Below are 19,741 nucleotides of genomic sequence, written 5' to 3'. Positions count from 1 at the left end.
GGTCGGTGCCTGGCACCCTGAGGTTTGTCCTGAAAACCTCCCCCACCCCGTCCATGCGGCCTGTCAGCGGTTGCGGAAGCATTCCATCACCTCCCGTTCACGCTCACTCATGCGCTTTGCTGGCTGGCGTTCATTGCGTCTGGTGCGGGCCTGCATGAAGCCATCACGGCATCGGGCCAGCGACTGATAAAGATTTACCACCTCTTTTTCATTCATGATCGGCCTCATACATCCAGTCATTACGCTGTGCTGCCCGCTCTTCCTGCTCGCTGTACATCCCCGCTTTGCGGTTGGCTTTAGTGATGGGGTCTTGCTGCGTGGTCTTCTGGTTATGATGTGTCTGGCATAACGGCTGGTGATTCCATTCAGGCCAGAACAGGACATCATCACCGCCGTTGACAGGGATGATGTGATCGACAATCTTGGCGGGAACATAGAAGCCCAGCTTCTGGCACTCAACGCACAGGGGATGACGTTTCAGATACTGAGCGCGGTACTTCTCCCACGAAGCAGAGTAGCCACGGGCGCGACGGTGGCCGCGTCTGGCATCCTCGGCTCTCCACGCTTCCCGCTTATGCTCATCACATTTACCGGACTTGACGCGTCTGTTACATCCCGGCTCGGTGCAACGACGTAACGGTTGCCACGGCATCAGTACACCCCCACATCACGATAGACAGACCACAGCGCAGAGATAGCCAGAGGAACTGCTTTCGCCTCCACATCGCTAATCATTGAGCGGTACTCGTACAACTGAGAGACGTACATCAGGCAGCCAATTTTGATAGCCGGTGTGAATGCCAGCCCACTCTCAAATCGTTTACCGATATGCTCCTGGCAAACTTCCAGCGCCGCATCGATATACGCCTGAATCAGTACATCTTCCTCGTTACCGTCAATGCGACAATGCAGCTTCGCCTCAGCTAGGGTGATTTCACTCATTTCTCTGTCCCCTGTTTGCAAAGGATTTCCAGGCGCGTCATACCCGTGTCAGGGACAGGCGGCCCGATGATGTTGAGCGTGGAGCCAGCAAACGCGCCAGTTAAGACTTTCAGACGGGAAGCGGCCGTGATATCGCGACGAAAACGCACCCATACCCGGACAGTGGCCTCAGCCGTTACAGCCCCGGAGGCCACCAGCTCACGCCCGCTGATACCTTTTACTTCTGCCCAGATGGTTGCGCCGTCTTCCCACTTCTCAATAACCTGCCCGGAAGGTGAACGCGACGTGGTGAACTTACGGATGGTTACACGGTTTTTTAAGCCTCCGGCTCTCATGGTTTGTCCTCCGTTTTTCCGTTTCCGGTATTGACGGCGATTTCCTGTTTCCATGCCTGGCTGTATTCGTCACCCCCTTCACGTGGTGGCATCCCCTCTTTTTCTCTCGCTTCGTTCGGGTTAATAATCCCGTTCTTGATCCCACGCTCGTAAGTGGCGTAACGGTCGGTAGGGGTTGCACGAAGGAGATCGGCAGAGTCGAATTCAACCTGGTAGCGAATACCCGGCACTGGTGAAGCCACCAGCAGCGCAGATTTGATCTGCTGCTCAAAGTTCGTCAGCCAGGGGCGCATCGTCATGGTGAGAAAGGCACGGCTCGCTTCACTAAAGTTGCTGTAGGTGCTGTTGCTGTATTCCTGCAGAAAGATAGGCGACACGTTGAACATGCGGGCAATGTCTTCAATGGTGAAGCGACGGGAGGCCAGCCATTCGGCATCCTGATTGCTCATGCCAAGCTGCTTGTAGTCCATGCCGCCTTCAAGGATTGGCGTTTTACCGGCATTCTTCGCACCTTTGTAGCGTTCCAGTGCGTCCAGAGCCTGCTTACCCTTTACGCTGTCGAGCCATTCAGCAGTAGTAACCACGCCCGCCGCCATCATGCCGTCTTTCATAATGCTGGCGCCGTGGCGCTGCTGGGCCAGACCTAACCCCAGCGCTTCACGGCAGATGGTGATCGGCGAGCGCCCCAGAAAACCATCATCGGAGGAGTAACGCAGGTGCAGGATCTCCTCCTGCAAATAGGTGCGTACTACTCCGGTAAACGGTTCAGTAATGGTGTATTTGTACTTATGCTCGCCGATACGCTCAGGCACCACCGCCCCCGGCGCATACGGATGCAGGGATTGCGGCTGGCCGTCGCGGTTCCACTCGATCACCGCATAGGCGTTACCGTTCAGCAGACAGTGACGCATCATCGTGCGCTTGAACTGGTAAGGTGTCTGGCAGGCGTTAGGCTGTTCATTCAGCAGAAAATCCACAGGGTGATTACTCAGCCATTCCCGCGCCTCACGACCGTTATCATTGCGTACCCGGTACAGATAGCAGGGCATTGTTGCCACCGCTTCACTGATAACTGACACAGCATTCATCACCGCTGGCAGAGATTCCGCAGTACCAGCAGACACATACTCACCTGATCCGGTATTTGGGATACCTGCCATCGCCAAAACTTATCAATGGTCAGGCTGCGCTGATCTGTTTTGCGGCCAAAAGGCCAGATATTCCACATATCACAGCCCCGCCAGGTCAGCCCAGCGGCGACGGTTATCACCAGTGCGCATAAGTTCAGGATGCTGGGAGAAAAGCGAACGGTGCGCAATTTCCACACCAGACTCAGGATAGGCGGGCATTGATGTTACGGTAATTTCCCGTAGTTCGGCAGCGGTCACGGTGCGCAGGTAAGGCGACTGACCGATATCCCACGCCTCTTTCAGCGCCCGGAAGCCAAAGCTCATGCCGGAAATATCGCCACGCTCCACCAGCTCCAGCACATCATTACCAAGCTGGGTATTCGGTGGCGTCAGTTCGAAGCGCAGCCCGGTATCATCTTCTGACAAAAACCAGTGTGCCGGATTTGGTACGCCCCAGCAGTTGGGTATATTATGCTCATACAGCGCACGCACATCACTACCGGATGCCAGGCTTTCTTTAAACGCACCCGGCGCGAACTGCTCCCGGAATTCATCCCAGATAATTTCTGACAGGCTGTTCCAGCGCACCGCATACCCCACCAGCTTTTTGTTGCTGGCACTCAGGTCGGAAGTGCGGATTTCAAAATCGATTGTTTTCATTGTCTGGACTCCACTGAGGGCAAAAGGGGCCGCAGCCCCTTACACGTCAAATCAGGAACCGGAGCCGGAAAGCTCAAGCACCTTGATGGCACGGGAGTCCACCACGCCACCGCCCAGATATTTATCGGTATGTACTTTGTAGAAACCCTGCTCGGTAATGTTGTCGGACGGGTACGCACTCCAGTGGTGTGATCCACGATGAAGTAACCGCGCTTGAAGTCACCCACAGCCAGGAACGCTTCACCCGCAGCTGCATCAGGCATGGTTTCCAGATACTGAACCGGACGGCCCAGCAAAGTATCAGGGGAATCAGCAACCAGACGATCGCGCCAGATGTAATCCCCGTTGCCGTTTTTCAACTTTTGCAGCGTAGCGGCGGTGTTTGAGTTCATCACCATACGGCATTTTTGCGGTATTTGGCTCGCAGTTTGTAGAGCAGATCGATCAGACCATCTGAGGTAACAGCGGCAGTGACCATTTTCTCCAGCGTTCCAAACGGACGGGCTCTGTCACCAGTGGCAGCGCGGGATAGGCCAAAAAGCCTTTGGATTTTTTATCCCCGTCACCGTTAACAAGGTCGTTTTCTTCCGTCTCAGTAAAGGTGTCGGAGATTTCGGAGGACAACCAGCCGAGAATATCCACTTCGGAGAAGTCGAGAATCTCCTGGGTTGTTTTCGGGTAGGCATAGATCGGGTTGAGTTTGATATCAACGCGTTCCATTTTCGGGGTGCTGGTTTCGGTGCGGGCTTCGCCCTCAGTACCACGCTTAACGGTAGCGCCGCCAACAGAGACCAGTTTCTGGTATTCATTGGTTTAGTGGTTTTAACCGTACAGATGGAGCGCATAACGCTGTCATCCTGCAACTGGCGCATGATCTCTCTGTCCAGCTCAGGGATAACGGTATAGCCGCCATCACCCTGCACCATCGTAGAAAGGGAGCGGGTATCACCCGTCATGATGTAATGGCGCAATTCATCGTTGCTTACGGGCTTACCTTCAACTGAGGTACCAGGCAGATTGCGCTGATCGTCAGTAACGGCTTCGAGGCGAGTGATATCAATTTCAAGAGCATCAGCCTGGGCGCGGAGTTCGTCGAACTGCTTACCTTCTTCTTCATTCAGGCTGCGTTTTTCAGTGTCGGCTTTCTCCAGCATGTTGCGCATCTGCGTTTTAAGCGCGGCCTTCTGCTGGCGTAATTCGAGTAATTTTTTCATGGAGTGGTTCCGTATCAATTAACGTTGAGACGTGAAACCAGCGCAGGAGGGATGGCCGTTTAACCTTTTTCTGCATCTCGCAGGCTACTTCCCGCAGCTTGATTAAACGGCCAGAGTGGCGGCTCACGTCTGAGGGCCACTCTTAAAGGTATATATATAAATCAGTTAGTAAACAGCTAGTTATTAGCGCAAACGGTAATGAAAACAAGCGAACAAATAATTTACAAATTATGAAAGAGAATTTAGCCTGATGTTTTCTCTAATCAATCAGGAAGGAATTGAAATGGAAAATAAACAGATCATGTTGGCTCTATTTGCACAACAGCGCATTCAAGTTATGCACATTGCTAAACATCACGATGAATTTACCGATGCTTATCTCTATGCGTGGGAGTCGGGTGTTTATCCGCTCCTCAGCGATACCGATGGCAGCGTTCCAACAATGCCACATGAAGCCTTTGCAGAATTATTTATTACTGACCGTTCAAAAGGTGAATTTCTTCTGAAGCGATTAGATGACGCATGGATGGCGAAGGAAGAGTTAACTTTTTACAAACTTGAAGATGAGCTCAATGTTCATGGTGGATATGCAACGGAATGGACGCGATCTGATTTACTCCACTTGTGCAGATACTTTTATCTAGATAATCGATTTGATGACGCTTTGTGGAAAAACATTTGCAAAAACATGGAGTGCCCAACTGAGGCTCACTTCATCATGGATGACTTTAATCGTCTGGAAGATATTTACTTTATGTAATCTTGTTTTTGCAGGCCTGGAATAGGCCAGGCCCTTTAATTTAGTCTTCCACTACTTCTTTAAGTTCAGACAACTGTCCAATTAAAGCATCAATCTGTCCTTTTGATGCCGCAAGTACTTCACCAGAAAACTGGCTACGCAGAAATCCGTTATGATCCACAAAGAAGAATGCCTCCGGTTGACCATGGTTTTGTATTCGCTCAAAGGCATGATTTGCAGATCTCGCTTGTCATCAGGAATGCCGAACATCTCCTTATGTTCTTTTATTTTTTTAAGTAACACAATGGCATACACAACTTCTTCATTCTGATTTCCCATCTTTCAGATCCCTGCAATGTTATAAAATTAAAAATATACGTTTAAGTGTTCACCTGTTCACCTTATGAATATTTATCAATTAATTCATTGTGTTAGATGGTGAATACTAACCTTTCAAGTGTTCACAAGTGTTCACCCTACCCTTCACCTTTTTGGTAAAACTAAACATTGTGAACAGGTGAACACTTGGTGAATACTTAACAATTAAGTGTTCACCCTTTAACCTACTGTTAGTAATAGTTTTTTTAACAGGGTGAATACTGGTGAACACTTCGTCTATAAGTATTACTACGGCACCTCGCTATTTGATGTGCCGCCACATGATGGCATCCAGTCATCAGAGTCATCGCTGAGGGTTACGTTAGACCTGATACCGGCCTTTGTTTTCCGCTTCTGGTATTCCTTACCGTATTCCGCCATAGCACCAGGCATATCAGTGCCAAACCGCATCAACGATACTGGTTTACTCAGGCCATTGGCCCTCATGTACGCCAGATACGCGTGATACAGGTAGCGCCGTGGGCTGAATGGAACTATTTCGGCGTTTCCGATAAACATGCCATCACAGACAACTGACGCCATCAGATAGCCGCAGAAGTCCACCAGCGAATCCCCCTCACGCTTAATTGCCAGCGCCTCCTCTGACTTCTGCTGCTCATGCAGCATCTGTTTTGCCACGCTCTGATCGGCGAACCGGGTAAGAAGGTGGCGAATAACTACCGCCAGTTCCCCCTCTATTTTCTCTGCGAGCAAAGGATCCCGCTCGTTTTCGGGCACAACTTCCGAGAAATTGAAAATAACCCGGCGTCGAGAAATACCACCGCTACGGTCGCTGAACGTCATGGCATTGTTGTTTACGGCCAGTACCACTGCGGGGATACGTGTCGAATAAGGAGCTTTGTGTTTCGGGTCGATAGACACCTTATCACCGCCAGTGATCGCCTTAATTCCTGCGCCATCCCCGGCATAACGGGTCATATCGGGCATGATGATAAGTGAGTAACCAACCACCAGCGCCCTGTCTCGCGGGTCTTCCAGCGCTCTCATGCTGGCCGATACCGTGTTGGCCTTTCCTGCCAGCATGGTGCAAATCTCAGCCATCACGCTCTTACCACTTCCCCCCGGCCCCGTAACTTCAAGGAACAACTGCCAGTCGTACCGGTTCGCCAGCACCAGAAAGAGCGCAGCCAGTACACGATCAGACTTCCGGTCATTGTCGGCGACCGAGCGGCGTAACCATTTCCAGAAGTTGGGCGCATGACTGGCCAGCGTCTCCCCCTCTGCTGGTGGGCTGAATGGCAAATCGCTCGCAATGAGTAACCAGTCGTCTTTCTTGTGCTCTCTGAATAGCCCTGCGCGGGTATCAAATACCCCGTTGCTGAACCCGATCAGGTTTCGGGCCGTTACTCCCATTACAGGGAGGCTTAACTTCATGGTTTCAACAGCCGATTTAATAGCGTTCTGCGAGTAGGCCACCTCAGCCTCAATAAAGATTTGGGCCATATCCCGCTGTAACTCTTTATCCGGCAGCGGAACCCACACAACCCCGTTGTAGTAGTGAACAGTGTCAGAGTCAGCATGAATAGCTAAGTTGCCATTATAGTGAGCCAGTAAAACCTCACCCCGCTGGCTGGCCCCCATCTGATTAAGTGCAGGAGCTACCCACTCCCGCATGGGCTCCTTCTTGCTGACAGGCAGATTAACTACGACATTATCACCACGCTCAGATTCTTCACGTAACCCAGGCAAACGTGGCGACCAGTCCTCCACGGGCTTTGGCTCATACATGCCATTGAAGAGACGGGCCTCCTTTACACCAGCGAGAGCCAGCTTGCGGGCAATAAGGGTAAGGTAAGCTTCTCCAATTTCCCCGGCGCGAATTACTCGCACACACTGGCGTCCACCATCAACGATTTTTAGGCTCTCAAGCTCCACCAGTTGCTTTTTACCAAGGTAAACAGGCGGTATATCATCACCTGCTTTTTTACCCTCACTCTCGATCCAGTGTTGTGCATGGGCAAATGCATCTGCACCAGCAAAAATAATCGCCTCTGTGAATTTATCCTTTGGCAGGCACTTAACATTTGGCGCGTTTTTGCTTCTCATTTAGGGATCCCTCCGCTCATCTGGAACTTGCCAAGCAAGGGATGAAACCAGTACGCCGAACCGTATTTACGCTTGGCGCTGCGGAGCACCAGTCGGGCCGCTTCCCTGAATTTCTCATCAGGCGCAACAAAACCACCTGATTTAAGTTTGACCAGCATCACGCCCGTGTTTTTCGCCAGTTCCTCGGCCTTTTTGGTAGAAATGCCATACTCAGCCGCCAGCGTTGCGACAGGAGTCATACCCGGAGGGATTTCACCGCCCTGGGTATCGGTGAGCACCCTTACTTTTTCTTCAAGAACAGTGACTTTCTCCACCAGCAGATCAAAGCGCTTTTCCAGTTCATTGAATTTAACGTTGCTGATCATGGGCGCACCTCGCTATTGCTATCAAAACGCTCACGTTCGGCTTTTAGAAACTCATCGACGTTGTAGGCCAGGCTTTCAAACAGTTGCCCCAGAGCCGATAGTTCATCGTTTTCAATCTGATTTGGATAGCAAACCAACAGCGTCGAAATAAACTTCGCCTGCGCTGCACTCAATGCAGCAACACGTAAAGCCTCTTCATGGTCTGCCAGTGTTTTGTTATCACCGATATAACGTATTACTGACTTAGCCATGATGCACCCCCACACCGTCCAGTTGCTGGCGCAGGTTGCGGCAGCGCATTAACGCCTTATCAATGAGCTCAAAGGCGATCTCGTTCTCATCCTCCTTGCTGCAATCCATTTCCATAGCTGCAGCCAGCAGTACTTCAAGGGAGCGGAACTTATCTCCCATATCCAGCATGGTTAATTTAGCCATGGCTAACCTCCTGAACTGGCAGGCGGGCGGCTAATGAGAGGATGAAATGCGGGGCCAGAATACGGCGGGCTTCGCGTTCGGTTGCTGCCTCAACAGATAGGCGGCATAGCCTGGCCTTTTTGTCGTGGCGGTTCAGAGCCAAAAAACGCCAGATGTAGATGTGCCGCCCTTTCGGGTGTGTGATAAGATCTTTCATAGCTGCCTCGTTACTTGCGATAACGTTGGTGGTAAGAGGCCCGGTTAGTGTTGACGCACTGCCGGGCTTCGCGCTCTCAAGGTGTATTTCACCTTCGCTTTTAAAATTATCCCAAAGTGAAATACACCTCAAGCCTTTTCTTCTCATTTCTTTTGCGTATACTGACATACACCTAACACATGGAGTTTCAGCAATGGCAACTGGTGCGAAGAACGCAAAATCACAAATGACCACCGTAAGAATCCCCCACGAAGTCATGGAAGACATTGAACGGCTCAGGGAAGAGGGCGAGAGCACTGCTGGTTTTTTAGTCACTGCAGCTAAGGGCGAGATCAAACGCCGCCAGCGTAAACAGAGTAAACAATCAGCCGGCGAGGAGCCTAAGTAATGACGAAAAATCGATATACCAGAGAGCAAGCTATCGACCAAATGAAGCTGGAGCTTTCTCCATTCATTGTTGGGACAGACAGGGCATACGACACTGATCCAATCAGTTATAGAATATTCGCTTCTGGTGATGATGATGTGCATATCGAGCACGGCGAATTTGGTTATAAAGACTACTCGAAACCAGATGTCTTGCTGCCCCGTCTCAAACGGATAAAAGAATTGCTCAACGACCGTTAACAAAAAGCGATACCCAATAACCGGGTAATGGTAAGCGTAATCCCGCCCTTGGGTTTTCCCCAGAACTGGGGAGATGGGGGGGTGCGCCAACGGCGCAGTGAGTTGCGAATTAGCAACACGATTATTGGTCACCTCAACCAACACAACGATATTGGGTAGGCATCCAACTAGCTTTGAGATAGTCGGATTTGCACAACTCTTAAAGAGTTGCGCTCCTGTCATTCTGCGAGCGGTCAGGCTTTGACCACCAGTACAAGGCCTAGTATGCTGATCCTGTTTAGCTTTGATGTGATGACTTGGGCGGCCCTGCATGGCCGCCTTTGTTTTATCTGACATACCCCACCCCTTACGCCGCTTTGCGGCTCTGCTGCCAGGCAGAAACCTCTGAAAGAAGCCAGCCAACAGCACGGCCACCCAATTTGCGACGAGCGGGAAACTGCCCTTCCTTTTCCATCATGTAGCGAGTTGTACGGCAAATTCCGGTTAACTGACGGCACTCAGCCTCACGGATAACACGCTCTGCGGGTGGGAATGGTTGTTTGAGATGATTCATATAAAAATGCCCTCGTTCATTAACATTCATTCGACGAGGGCATTAAAAAGCTTAATAAAGTTATTCTTCGGTAGATTCCAAAAAAACCTTGGAACTTCCACTACCTTTTATCTATGTCAATGTCCTTTAACCATGATTCAATTGCCTTTCCACTTGGTAAAACAATTCCTTCCTTATCGAAATCTTTCTTTATCTTGCTTCTGGCGTTCTCAAAAAATTTCCGAGGATTATTTGCAGCCTCCTCCCCATAACAAACATGTAATAATGATTTTATAAATGCAGCTCTATAATTTCTAGTTTTGGAACTGATATCTTCAACCATTACCCTTGGCTTACTTTCATTTTCAAAATTATCCAAAGACAATAAAACCCTTTGTTTTACTCCTGAAATTATCTCAATATTTTCTCTTGAAATATATAAATCTGACACAAGTATTTCACTACCTTCCCAATATTGAGCATCTTTTATCCATTCGTGTTTACTTCCAAACGGATTTAAAAGCGTAAAGTTAACCCTTTCGCCATCAAGAGAAAAATTGCATAGTTCCCAGAAACCAGAGAGTATGCATTCTAGCTCATACTCTATCATATTATGAATAGGGTTTATTTTACCCTCAAATTCATAATCACTATAATCGTCTGGTGAAAGTGAAAAGTAGCAAAATTGTGAAGGATAGAAATTCCCATCACCGGGGTCAATATCATTGAGTGATTTATATAAATCAACTTTATCGCTAAATGTTATTCTCGCATCTCGCCCATCTAGATTAGTGAAATTTACCATCAATGTAATGGCCTTTATTTCAGCCCAATGTAAAATATCACCTAGCTCACATCCAAGTAACCGGCATGCCCTATCCAAGGTACAGAATTCTAATGCAGGCAAATCAAAATCTTTCATTTAGCCATCTCCAGAATAGTAACGTTAGGATAGTCAGAGGAAATAACCTCTAAGCGTTCCATCCATTTATTCAGCGCGTCCAGTTTTTCGGGTAAATACTGGCTACGGTTATATACCGCCATAACGCCGCCCAGCGTGTGGCCCAGCAGTTGTTCAACCACATGAGGCGCAATACCCATATTGTTAAGTGTGGTGGCGAACGTGCGGCGCAGGTCGTGAAGCGTCCAGGAATCCGCATGGCCCAGGCGTTTATAGATTCCCCTTCCCCACTGGCTGACGGCTTCCGGTTTCTTCATCTCGCCCAGCAGCAGGCCTGTTTGATTATTTTGCTCGTACAGATCCGACACGAACTGGCGCATAGCAACGGGAATAGGACGTAATATCTTCTCGCCCCCTTTGCTATGCTCTTTCGGCACGGTCCAGACCCAGTTTTTCAGATCCCATTCAGCCCAAGTAGAAAGACGAACCTCCTGGGAACGGCAACCAAAGACCACCAGCAGACGTAACAGAGTGGCATAGTAGGGTTTAAACAGCTTACCCGAACACGAGCGCCAGACTTGCGCCAGTTCGTCCATATCATGAACCCTGTCGCCTTTGTCCTGCTTTTTACCCACATCCTGTATTGTCAGGTCATCAAGCGCATTACTGACGGCATAGCGACGCACGCGGCAGAATTTAAGCGCCTGTTTACACATCTGAAAGACGTAACCGGCTGCAACGGGGGTTTTACCTTTAGCCCTATCAAAGCACTCGAGCCAGTGACGTGTTTCGCATAGTGATAGGGGGAGATCACCAATGTAGGGATAGATGTGTTTGTCGAGCTGGGCTTCGTGGCGATTAACGTTTACACGGTGATGAGTCGCATACTCGCGTATCCAGTAAGACATTGCGTCTCTTACCGTCACCGGGCGAAGAACCTCTTCCGTTCTTTTATCGAGCTGAAATTTTGGGTTTTTCCCTTCGGCCAGCCAGGCTCGACATTCTTCACGCCGCTCACGCGCCAGCTTAAGAGACATGTCCGGGTAATTTCCCAACGTTAACCTTTCCAGTCTGGAATCCCGGCCACCGAGACGATACGAGAAAATCCAACTGATGGATCCGGACCGAAGTAAGCGAACGCTTAATCCGTCGCCGTCGGCCATCATTTCCTCTTTTTCCCTCACAGAACCGAGCAACGCCTTTAGCTTTTTGTCGCTTAGTTTGTTGGTTGAGCCAGCCATAAAACCTCAGTTCATAAGAAGTTTGTGATACACCTTGTGATACACCTTGTGATACACGGCTCAGTGTAAGCCCCCAAACGGCAATGAACAAGAATAAACGAAATTGGTAATAAATACATTTAAAATCATGTTGTTATTCACAATACAATCAACCATGACGAACGGTAATAAACAATGCTTGTGAACATACGGCATGAACTGATAGTTATCAGAGACTGCTTGTTAAAAGGCGCGGACCGGCATGGGGACGCGCTTTTTTTTCGCTGGAATTCCGCCAAAAAACTTATCTTTCCTCAACGCCTGCCGATAACATTTTCGTGTATATTCCCAACGAATGGTTGCACGAAAAGGATATGCGGGATGATTCGAAAGTATTTTTGGCTGGTTATTTTTGCCCTTTCTGTCCTGTTGCTGGATGCATTGATCATGCAGTGGATCGAATTCCTGACAACAGAGGTAGATAAATGCCGAAACATGGATTCCGTCAATCCTCTCAAGCTGGTGAACTGTGCTGATTTAAATTAGCTGTTTTCCCGCCCGGCCTCTTGCTTCGTGCAAGCAGAGAAACCGTTTTGAGTCATCCACTTGCAATGATAATGTCACCACCTTTTTTGTCTTCTCAAGTGTAGTTACGCATAATACTTTTGTGAATGAGTTGATGACATCATGCTGGTTAGCCAATACGACCAAATCCTGGTTGTTGTTTCTTTTATTGTTGCCATTCTGGCTTCCTATACTGCGCTAAATATGGCAGGTCGTGTGTCCACCAGCTCAGGGTCTTCATCATGGGTGTGGCTGACCGGCGGCGGTGTAGCAATGGGCATTGGTATCTGGGCCATGCATTTTATCGGCATGCTGGCGATGGATATCTCAATGCACCTGAGCTATGACCCGTTATTGACGGCGATCTCCATGCTCATTGCCATCGGCGCCTCATTGTTCGCACTCTGGTTAGTCAGCGGTAATGAACTGACCATGCTGCATCTTCTCCCCGGTTCCTTTGTGATGGGGATGGGGATCGTTGCCATGCACTATACCGGCATGGCAGCGCTGAAAGTGGAGCCCGCCATTGTCTGGGATATGTTCTGGGTCGCCATCTCGGTCATCATTGCATTAACCGCTTCTTTTGCCGCGCTATGGCTGACGTTCCGTCTTCGTCATGAAGCCGCTCAGGTGGCCTTAATGCGCTTTGGCGCGGCCATCCTGATGGGGATCGCTATTGCCGGTATGCACTACAGCGGCATGATGGCCGCGCGATTCCCAAACCAGGAGCCAATGAGTCACCATGGCGTTAACGGCAACTGGCTGGCAGTGCTGGTAAGCGTCGTGGCATTTTCCATCCTCGGCATCACTCTACTCGTTTCCATGCTGGATGCACGCCTGCAGGCACGGACATCTCAGTTGGCCTCGTCACTGGCAGAAGCGAACCGCGAGCTGGCCCAACTGGCGCTACACGATACCCTAACGCGCCTGCCTAACCGCGTGCTGCTGGAAGACCGTCTGGATCAGGCGATAAATAAAGCCAGACGTGAAGGTTCTTTCTTCGCGCTGATGTTTATGGACCTGGACGGCTTTAAAACCGTTAACGACGCCTATGGGCACGACGTGGGCGATAAATTGCTGGTTGCAGTGGCTGATCGTCTCAAGCAGCAACTCAAAGGGCAATTTACGCTGGCTCGTATGGGGGGTGACGAATTCGTCCTGCTGACAGAGGTAAGTGCCCCGGATGAAGCAGCGACGCTTGCAGGCTCGCTGGTGCGCGTTATCGACAAGCCGTTTAATATCGACCCGTATGACATGATGGTCACCCTGAGCGTGGGCATCGCACTCTATCCGCACGATGGTAAAAATGAGCGCGAGCTGATGTTTAACGCCGACGCGGCGATGTATCACACCAAGCATATGGGGCGAAACGGCTATCACTTCTTCCAGCCGTCCATGAATACCCTGGCGCAGACGCAGTTACAACTGATGAACGACCTGTGGCTGGCAATGGAACGTAAAGAGTTCCGCCTGGTTTATCAACCGAAATTCCAGGCGCCAGCCGGACCAATCATTGGCTTTGAAGCCCTGCTCCGCTGGCAGCATCCAAAACGAGGGATGCTCTCTCCGGATGTCTTTTTACCGTTAGCCGAGAAGACGGGCCTGATTGTCCCGCTCGGAAACTGGGTCATTGACGAAGCATGCCGCCAGTTAAGCGAATGGCGTGCGCAGGGTAATATTGGCTGGTCGGTAGCAGTCAACTTATCAACACTGCAATTTGAACAACCGTCGCTGGTTCAGACCATCATGGATAGCCTGCAAAAGCATGAGGTGCCACCTGACACGCTAATACTTGAGGTCACCGAGACCACCGCGATGACGAACCCTGACGAGAGCGTTCGCGTCTTGACGGAACTTACCGATGCAGGCGTTCAGGCATCCATTGATGACTTTGGTACGGGCTATTCCAGCTTGCTTTATCTTAAGCGACTTCCCGCGTGTGAACTGAAAATTGATCGCGCTTTTGTCAGAGAACTCAACAGTGATGGCGATGATGCAACCATCGTCTCGGCTATCATCGCGCTGGCGAAAACGTTAAATCTGAAAGTGGTGGCGGAAGGGGTTGAAACCACAGAACAGCAGGCCTTTTTGACTGAGCTGGGGTGCAATACGCTACAAGGTTATCTGTTAGGTCGCCCGGTCACGCCTGAGGTTATCAGCGCTCAGGGAAATACATTGTGCCAACAGGAACCTGTTTGTTAAATATCAATAGAGTAGATAAAAGGGGGGGTTAATTTTGCACCCTTTTATCTATTAGCCAGTCGGCGTTTTTAACCTACCTTGTTATTGCCATTTCCATTATTTTTATTAAAATCATTGGCTCACAATAGATAACGAACTTTAAATTTTTATATTTCCTTATTCCCCTGCATACTCTCTTCATCCCCTCCATTTTTTCTGCATTATTCGATGAAATATCGTTATTCTCTTCACGATGTTTACACTGCTCATACTTTGAGATTATTGAACGGGGCATTCTTAATCTTCGCGATGTTAAAATAGCGTATCGATTCTGCGCTGGTGTCGTTATTTGATACCGGGGATCGGGACTATTTAGAGGTAACATCATGAAAAGATTAATTTCCGTTGTTCTGCTTACCGCTACCCTGGCAGGTTGTGCGCACGACTCACCTTGCGTCCCTACGTATGATGATCAAGGGCGTCTGGTCCATACCAATACCTGTGTAAAAGGAACGACTCAGGACAACTGGGAAACCGCAGGTGCGATTGCGGGAGGGGCTGCGGCTCTGGCAGGCTTAACGCTGGGTATCGTCGCGTTAACTAAGTAATTTATCCAAAGCGCGGTTATGCCGCGCTTTGCTTTATTACAGTGCATTTCTTTTTATCGGCGTAAATTTTTAGCATCAAAAATGAGCAACTCATTTAAATAATTCTGCACTCCTGCCTGATTTCCCACCACATTTTAAATTATTTCATCTCTGCTCGTGACGCGTTTCACAAAGTAATGCGTTTAGCTTTCTTGCTTATATTACCCCCTGAAACTTATTTGTTAGCAGAATCGGCTATGTGAAAGTTTTTTGCTCTGTTTTGTGGCGCAGGTTGGAATTTTGCACCATAGCAGGGCGTTGAGGTTATTTTTTCCTGTCTACACTCTCCATATTGTGCTCGCGGCTCGCATTTTTCCGCGTTCGCAAAAACTGGCACTACCTTTGCTTTAAAGAGTATGGCCAAAGCCACAGACAGGTTTAAGGCGTTTCCCGGACGCCTTCATATAACGATAATTTTTCGCCACACAGGATGCATTATGAAAAAGATGATGATTGCCAGCCTGGCAGCTGCCGGCGTGCTGTTTGCCGTTGCAAATCAAGCCCATGCTGGCACAACTCTGGATGCCGTTAAGAAGAAAGGCTTCGTACAGTGCGGTATCAGTGACGGTCTTCCTGGCTTCTCTTACGCGGATGCTAACGGTAAATTCACCGGTATTGATGTAGATGTTTGCCGTGGCGTTGCCGCTGCCGTATTTGGCGATGACACGAAAGTAAAATACACCCCGCTGACCGCAAAAGAGCGTTTCACCGCACTGCAATCCGGCGAGGTAGACATCCTTTCCCGTAACACAACCTGGACCTCTTCACGCGACGCCGGTATGGGGATGTCCTTTACTGGCGTAACCTATTACGACGGTATCGGCTTCCTGACCCATAACAAAGCTGGCCTGAAAAGCGCCAAAGAGCTGGACGGCGCAACCGTATGTATTCAGGCGGGTACCGATACCGAGCTCAACGTGGCGGATTACTTTAAATCCAACAATATGAAATACACGCCGGTGACCTTTGACCGCTCTGATGAATCCGCAAAAGCGCTGGAGTCAGGCCGTTGCGATACGCTGGCATCGGACCAGTCTCAGTTGTACGCACTGCGTATCAAGCTGAGCAATCCGGCTGAATGGATCGTCCTGCCGGAAGTGATCTCCAAAGAGCCGCTGGGCCCGGTCGTTCGTCGCGGTGATGAAGATTGGTTCTCCATCGTTCGCTGGACCCTGTTTGCCATGCTGAACGCAGAAGAAATGGGCATCAACTCGAAAAACGTTGACGAGAAAGCGGCTAAACCAGCAACGCCAGACATGGCGCACCTGCTGGGTACCGAAGGTGATTTTGGTAAAGACCTGAAACTCGACAACAAATGGGCCTACAACATCATCAAGAAAGTGGGCAACTACTCTGAAATCTTCGAGCGTAACGTCGGTGCTGACAGTGCGCTGAAAATCAAACGCGGCCAGAATAATCTCTGGAACAACGGCGGTATTCAATACGCTCCGCCAGTACGTTAAGACGTAAGTGCTGTAACGGGCGCCGCCTATGCGGTGCCCACTCCAGAGTCATGGTTACCGAGGTTTTCTTATGTCCCAACGCCGCCCAACCGTTAAAGGATCACTCTCCTTTTCAAACCCTGCGGTTCGTGCCTGGCTGTTTCAAATTATCGCTATTCTTGCTGTTGTCGGCATCGCGATCTATTTGATACACAATACCGTTACTAACCTGAACAGCCGCGGTATTATTTCTGGTTTTGCATTTCTTGATCGTGCTGCCGGATTTGGCATTGTTCAGCACCTTATCGACTACGAACAGGGTGACACTTATGGCCGCGTCTTCTTCGTTGGCCTGCTCAATACCTTGCTGGTATCAGCGCTGTGTATTGTTTTCGCGTCATTTATCGGCTTCTTTCTGGGGCTTTGCCGTCTTTCAGAAAACTGGCTGTTACGTAAGCTCTCTACGATTTATATCGAGACGTTCCGTAATATTCCCCCGCTGCTGCAAATCTTCTTCTGGTATTTCGCCGTATTGCGTAATTTACCTGGCCCACGTCAGGCTATTGGCGCTATGGATTTGCTGTTCCTCAGTAACAGGGGGCTCTATATCCCATCACCCCAACTGGGGGAAGGGCTATGGGCGTTTATTGGCACGATTGTTATCGCACTGGCCATCAGCATCGGTCTGTACCGCTTTAACAAAGCTCACCAGATTAAAACCGGACAATTGCGCCGCACATGGCCAACGGCACTGGGGTTGATTATTGTGCTCCCATTGCTGGCTCATTGGGTATTTGGCGCGGCGCTTCACTGGGACATCCCGCACTTGCGCGGTTTCAACTTCCAGGGCGGTATGGTGTTGATTCCGGAACTGGCGGCACTCACGATTGCACTGTCGGTTTACACCTCGGCATTCATTGCTGAGATTATCCGCTCAGGCATTCAATCTGTTCCCTACGGTCAACATGAAGCGGCACGTTCGCTTGGCTTGCCCAACCCGGTGACGTTGCGTCAGGTCATCATTCCGCAGGCACTGCGTGTCATTATTCCACCGCTGACCAGCCAGTATTTAAATATTGCAAAAAACTCGTCTCTGGCGGCCGCGATTGGTTATCCGGATATGGTGTCGTTGTTCGCCGGTACGGTGTTGAACCAGACAGGCCAGGCCATCGAAACGATCGCGATTACCATGTCGGTTTACCTGATTATCAGTCTGTCGATTTCGTTGCTTATGAATATCTATAACCGCCGCATCGCATTAATTGAGCGCTAAGGACATCTGATGACAAAAGCTATTCTGTCTCAATCTACGCGCCAGACCCGTGCAGGAAGCAGCGGTATTGTGCTGTGGATAAAGAAAAATTTATTTTCAAGCTGGTTGAACGCACTGCTGACGCTCTTCTGCCTGTGGCTGATGTGGGAACTGATTCCACCGCTGCTGAACTGGGCTCTTTTTCAGGCGAACTGGATAGGATCGACGCGCGCAGACTGCACCAAAGCGGGTGCGTGCTGGGTGTTTATTCATGAGCGTTTTGGTCAGTTCATGTATGGCCTCTATCCGCATGAGCAACGCTGGCGCATTAACCTCGCCCTGATTGTCGGACTCCTTTCTATTGCACCGATGTTCTGGAAAAAGCTACCGAGCCGTGGTCGCTATATCGCTTGCTGGGCTGTGGCTTATCCGCTCGTGGTGTGGTGGCTGATGTACGGTGGTTTTTTGGGACTCGATCGCGTGGAAACGCGCCAGTGGGGTGGGTTAACGCTGACGTTGATCATCGCCTCTGTGGGTATCGCTGGCGCTTTGCCTCTGGGCATATTGCTGGCGCTCGGGCGTCGCTCAAAAATGCCGGTCGTGCGGGTATTGTCAGTGATTTTTATCGAGTTCTGGCGTGGCGTACCGCTGATCACTGTACTGTTCATGTCCTCGGTCATGCTGCCGCTGTTTATGGCGGAAGGCACAAGTATCGATAAGCTGATCCGTGCGCTGGTCGGGGTGATTCTGTTTCAGTCCGCCTACGTCGCCGAAGTCGTGCGTGGCGGCTTGCAGGCTCTGCCAAAAGGGCAATACGAAGCTGCCGAGTCACTGGCGCTGGGATACTGGAAAACACAAGGGCTGGTGATTTTACCGCAGGCACTGAAACTGGTTATTCCGGGTCTGGTGAATACCATTATCGCGCTGTTTAAAGATACCAGCCTCGTTATCATCATCGGCCTGTTCGATCTTTTCAGTAGCGTCCAGCAGGCAACGGTTGACCCCGCCTGGCTCGGTATGTCGACCGAAGGTTATGTATTTGCCGCGTTAGTTTACTGGATTTTCTGTTTTAGCATGTCGCGCTATAGCCAACATCTGGAGAAGCGCTTCCATACCGGGCGTTCAGCGCATTGAGGAAATTATGAGTCAAATTACTATGCAACCTGCCGATGCGATGATTACGCTCGAAGATGTGAATAAATGGTACGGGCAATTTCACGTACTTAAAGATATTAACCTTAAGGTAAAGCAAGGGGAACGCATCGTTCTGTGCGGCCCTTCCGGCTCAGGGAAATCCACGACTATTCGTTGCATTAATCATCTGGAAGAGCATCAGCAGGGTCGTATCGTAGTGGATGGCATCGAGTTAAACGAAGATATTCGTAATATCGAGAAGGTTCGCCAGGAAGTGGGGATGGTATTTCAGCACTTCAACCTTTTCCCGCATCTGACGGTATTACAGAACTGTACGCTGGCACCGATCTGGGTGCGGAAGATGCCGAAGAAGGAAGCCGAAGCGCTGGCCATGCATTATTTAGAGCGCGTCCGTATTGCTGAGCACGCCCATAAATTCCCGGGGCAAATTTCTGGTGGACAGCAGCAGCGTGTGGCTATCGCCCGCTCACTCTGTATGAAACCGAAAATTATGCTCTTTGATGAACCAACCTCTGCGCTTGACCCTGAGATGGTGAAAGAAGTGCTGGATACTATGATTGGTCTTGCTGAATCGGGAATGACAATGCTGTGTGTGACTCACGAAATGGGCTTTGCACGTACCGTTGCTGACCGGGTGATCTTTATGGATCGTGGTGAAATCGTTGAGCAGGCGCCGCCGCAGGAGTTTTTCGCTAATCCTAAGTCCGAACGCACCCGAGCTTTTCTGTCTCAGGTTATCCACTGATAGTTGTTATAGAA

General features: G+C 49.9%; 24 protein-coding genes and 2 pseudogenes. 10 read left to right on the top strand and 16 right to left on the bottom strand.

The features are described 5' to 3' along the window. Positions 1-63: 63 nt before the first annotated feature. The 7 genes and pseudogenes from C5523_RS27360 to C5523_RS02610 form a co-directional block, all read right to left on the bottom strand. The gene (locus C5523_RS27360) at positions 64-216 is read right to left on the bottom strand and encodes a hypothetical protein (protein WP_172960870.1); all 153 of its coding nucleotides are present in this window, start codon (positions 214-216) and stop codon (positions 64-66) included. Continuing rightward, positions 209-652: an HNH endonuclease signature motif containing protein gene (locus C5523_RS02635; RefSeq protein ID WP_108700559.1), complete on the bottom strand. Its 444-nt coding sequence runs from the start codon at positions 650-652 to the stop codon at positions 209-211. The genes C5523_RS27360 and C5523_RS02635 overlap by 8 nt, the downstream gene beginning before the upstream one ends. Then, the gene (locus C5523_RS02630; protein ID WP_108700558.1) at positions 652-942 is read right to left on the bottom strand and encodes a head-tail connector protein; all 291 of its coding nucleotides are present in this window, start codon (positions 940-942) and stop codon (positions 652-654) included. The genes C5523_RS02635 and C5523_RS02630 overlap by 1 nt, the downstream gene beginning before the upstream one ends. Further along, on the bottom strand, positions 939-1,277 hold the full coding sequence (locus C5523_RS02625; RefSeq protein WP_108700557.1) for a phage head closure protein: 339 nt from the start codon (positions 1,275-1,277) through the stop codon (positions 939-941). The genes C5523_RS02630 and C5523_RS02625 overlap by 4 nt, the downstream gene beginning before the upstream one ends. Next, positions 1,274-2,505, bottom strand: a pseudogene (locus tag C5523_RS02620) (phage portal protein). Before C5523_RS02620 ends, C5523_RS02625 begins: the two are co-directional and overlap by 4 nt. Position 2,506: 1 nt before the next feature. Next, a complete protein-coding gene (locus C5523_RS02615; RefSeq protein ID WP_108700556.1) occupies positions 2,507-3,067 on the bottom strand; it encodes an HK97 family phage prohead protease in 561 nt (186 codons plus the stop codon). Positions 3,068-3,118: 51 nt separating this feature from the next. Further along, a pseudogene (locus C5523_RS02610) lies at positions 3,119-4,281 on the bottom strand (phage major capsid protein). A 283-nt stretch (positions 4,282-4,564) separates the two neighbouring features. Here C5523_RS02610 and C5523_RS02605 point away from each other — a divergent pair. Then, a complete protein-coding gene (locus C5523_RS02605; RefSeq protein WP_108700555.1) occupies positions 4,565-5,041 on the top strand; it encodes a hypothetical protein in 477 nt (158 codons plus the stop codon). 81 nt (positions 5,042-5,122) lie between these two features. On the opposite strand, the gene C5523_RS02600 is transcribed toward C5523_RS02605, so the two are convergent. From C5523_RS02600 to C5523_RS27580, 6 genes are all read right to left on the bottom strand, one after another. Further along, positions 5,123-5,359, bottom strand: a complete 237-nt coding sequence (locus tag C5523_RS02600; RefSeq protein ID WP_108700554.1) for a hypothetical protein — start codon at positions 5,357-5,359, stop codon at positions 5,123-5,125. Positions 5,360-5,647: 288 nt separating this feature from the next. Continuing rightward, the gene (locus tag C5523_RS02595; RefSeq protein ID WP_108700553.1) at positions 5,648-7,465 is read right to left on the bottom strand and encodes a primase-like DNA-binding domain-containing protein; all 1,818 of its coding nucleotides are present in this window, start codon (positions 7,463-7,465) and stop codon (positions 5,648-5,650) included. After that, a complete protein-coding gene (locus tag C5523_RS02590; protein ID WP_108700552.1) occupies positions 7,462-7,830 on the bottom strand; it encodes a hypothetical protein in 369 nt (122 codons plus the stop codon). Before C5523_RS02590 ends, C5523_RS02595 begins: the two co-directional genes overlap by 4 nt. Beyond that, entirely contained in the window at positions 7,827-8,081 is a 255-nt protein-coding gene (locus C5523_RS02585; protein WP_108700551.1) for a hypothetical protein, read from the bottom strand. The genes C5523_RS02590 and C5523_RS02585 overlap by 4 nt, the downstream gene beginning before the upstream one ends. Next, positions 8,074-8,265 carry a hypothetical protein gene (locus tag C5523_RS02580; protein ID WP_108700550.1) on the bottom strand — a complete coding sequence of 64 codons (192 nt, stop codon included), beginning with the start codon at positions 8,263-8,265 and terminating at the stop codon, positions 8,074-8,076. The genes C5523_RS02585 and C5523_RS02580 overlap by 8 nt, the downstream gene beginning before the upstream one ends. Further along, positions 8,258-8,461: a host cell division inhibitor Icd-like protein gene (locus tag C5523_RS27580; protein ID WP_223878756.1), complete on the bottom strand. Its 204-nt coding sequence runs from the start codon at positions 8,459-8,461 to the stop codon at positions 8,258-8,260. Before C5523_RS27580 ends, C5523_RS02580 begins: the two co-directional genes overlap by 8 nt. A 193-nt stretch (positions 8,462-8,654) precedes the next feature. On the opposite strand from C5523_RS27580, the gene C5523_RS27575 reads away from it, so the two are divergent. Together C5523_RS27575 and C5523_RS27570 are read left to right on the top strand one after the other, a co-directional pair. Further along, positions 8,655-8,849 (top strand): YlcI/YnfO family protein, encoded by a 195-nt coding sequence (locus tag C5523_RS27575; RefSeq protein WP_223878755.1) that lies wholly within the window; start codon positions 8,655-8,657, stop codon positions 8,847-8,849. Then, the gene (locus C5523_RS27570) at positions 8,849-9,088 is read left to right on the top strand and encodes a hypothetical protein (protein ID WP_223878754.1); all 240 of its coding nucleotides are present in this window, start codon (positions 8,849-8,851) and stop codon (positions 9,086-9,088) included. Before C5523_RS27575 ends, C5523_RS27570 begins: the two co-directional genes overlap by 1 nt. Before the next feature lie 346 nt (positions 9,089-9,434). Here C5523_RS27570 and C5523_RS02570 read toward each other — a convergent pair whose 3' ends face one another. The 3 genes from C5523_RS02570 to C5523_RS02560 form a co-directional block, all read right to left on the bottom strand. Continuing rightward, positions 9,435-9,641 (bottom strand): AlpA family transcriptional regulator, encoded by a 207-nt coding sequence (locus C5523_RS02570; protein WP_108702275.1) that lies wholly within the window; start codon positions 9,639-9,641, stop codon positions 9,435-9,437. A 100-nt stretch (positions 9,642-9,741) separates the two neighbouring features. After that, the gene (locus C5523_RS02565; RefSeq protein WP_108700549.1) at positions 9,742-10,542 is read right to left on the bottom strand and encodes a hypothetical protein; all 801 of its coding nucleotides are present in this window, start codon (positions 10,540-10,542) and stop codon (positions 9,742-9,744) included. Next, complete coding sequence (locus C5523_RS02560) at positions 10,539-11,762, bottom strand: site-specific integrase (protein WP_108700548.1); 1,224 nt, start codon at positions 11,760-11,762, stop codon at positions 10,539-10,541. The genes C5523_RS02565 and C5523_RS02560 overlap by 4 nt, the downstream gene beginning before the upstream one ends. A gap of 360 nt (positions 11,763-12,122) precedes the next feature. Here C5523_RS02560 and C5523_RS02555 point away from each other — a divergent pair, with 360 nt between their 5' ends. From C5523_RS02555 to C5523_RS02525, 7 genes are all read left to right on the top strand, one after another. Next, the gene (locus C5523_RS02555) at positions 12,123-12,287 is read left to right on the top strand and encodes a DUF2556 family protein (RefSeq protein WP_039077398.1); all 165 of its coding nucleotides are present in this window, start codon (positions 12,123-12,125) and stop codon (positions 12,285-12,287) included. A 141-nt stretch (positions 12,288-12,428) separates the two neighbouring features. Next, a complete protein-coding gene (locus C5523_RS02550; protein ID WP_039077397.1) occupies positions 12,429-14,507 on the top strand; it encodes a bifunctional diguanylate cyclase/phosphodiesterase in 2,079 nt (692 codons plus the stop codon). A gap of 365 nt (positions 14,508-14,872) precedes the next feature. After that, on the top strand, positions 14,873-15,094 hold the full coding sequence (locus C5523_RS02545) for a membrane protein (RefSeq protein WP_039077395.1): 222 nt from the start codon (positions 14,873-14,875) through the stop codon (positions 15,092-15,094). Positions 15,095-15,570: 476 nt separating this feature from the next. Further along, on the top strand, positions 15,571-16,596 hold the full coding sequence (locus C5523_RS02540) for an amino acid ABC transporter substrate-binding protein (RefSeq protein ID WP_039077394.1): 1,026 nt from the start codon (positions 15,571-15,573) through the stop codon (positions 16,594-16,596). Between the two features lie 70 nt (positions 16,597-16,666). Further along, the gene (locus C5523_RS02535; RefSeq protein ID WP_108700547.1) at positions 16,667-17,848 is read left to right on the top strand and encodes an amino acid ABC transporter permease; all 1,182 of its coding nucleotides are present in this window, start codon (positions 16,667-16,669) and stop codon (positions 17,846-17,848) included. A 9-nt stretch (positions 17,849-17,857) separates the two neighbouring features. Beyond that, entirely contained in the window at positions 17,858-18,961 is a 1,104-nt protein-coding gene (locus tag C5523_RS02530; RefSeq protein WP_071194400.1) for an amino acid ABC transporter permease, read from the top strand. 7 nt (positions 18,962-18,968) lie between these two features. Further along, a complete protein-coding gene (locus C5523_RS02525; protein WP_039077391.1) occupies positions 18,969-19,727 on the top strand; it encodes an amino acid ABC transporter ATP-binding protein in 759 nt (252 codons plus the stop codon). Positions 19,728-19,741: the final 14 nt, after the last annotated feature.

This window comes from Phytobacter sp. SCO41, assembly GCF_003073275.1.
Taxonomy (GTDB): Bacteria; Pseudomonadota; Gammaproteobacteria; order Enterobacterales; family Enterobacteriaceae; genus Phytobacter; species Phytobacter diazotrophicus.
The sequence above is the reverse complement of the archived record's forward strand: the minus strand, read 5'-3'. Positions and strand labels throughout refer to the sequence as shown.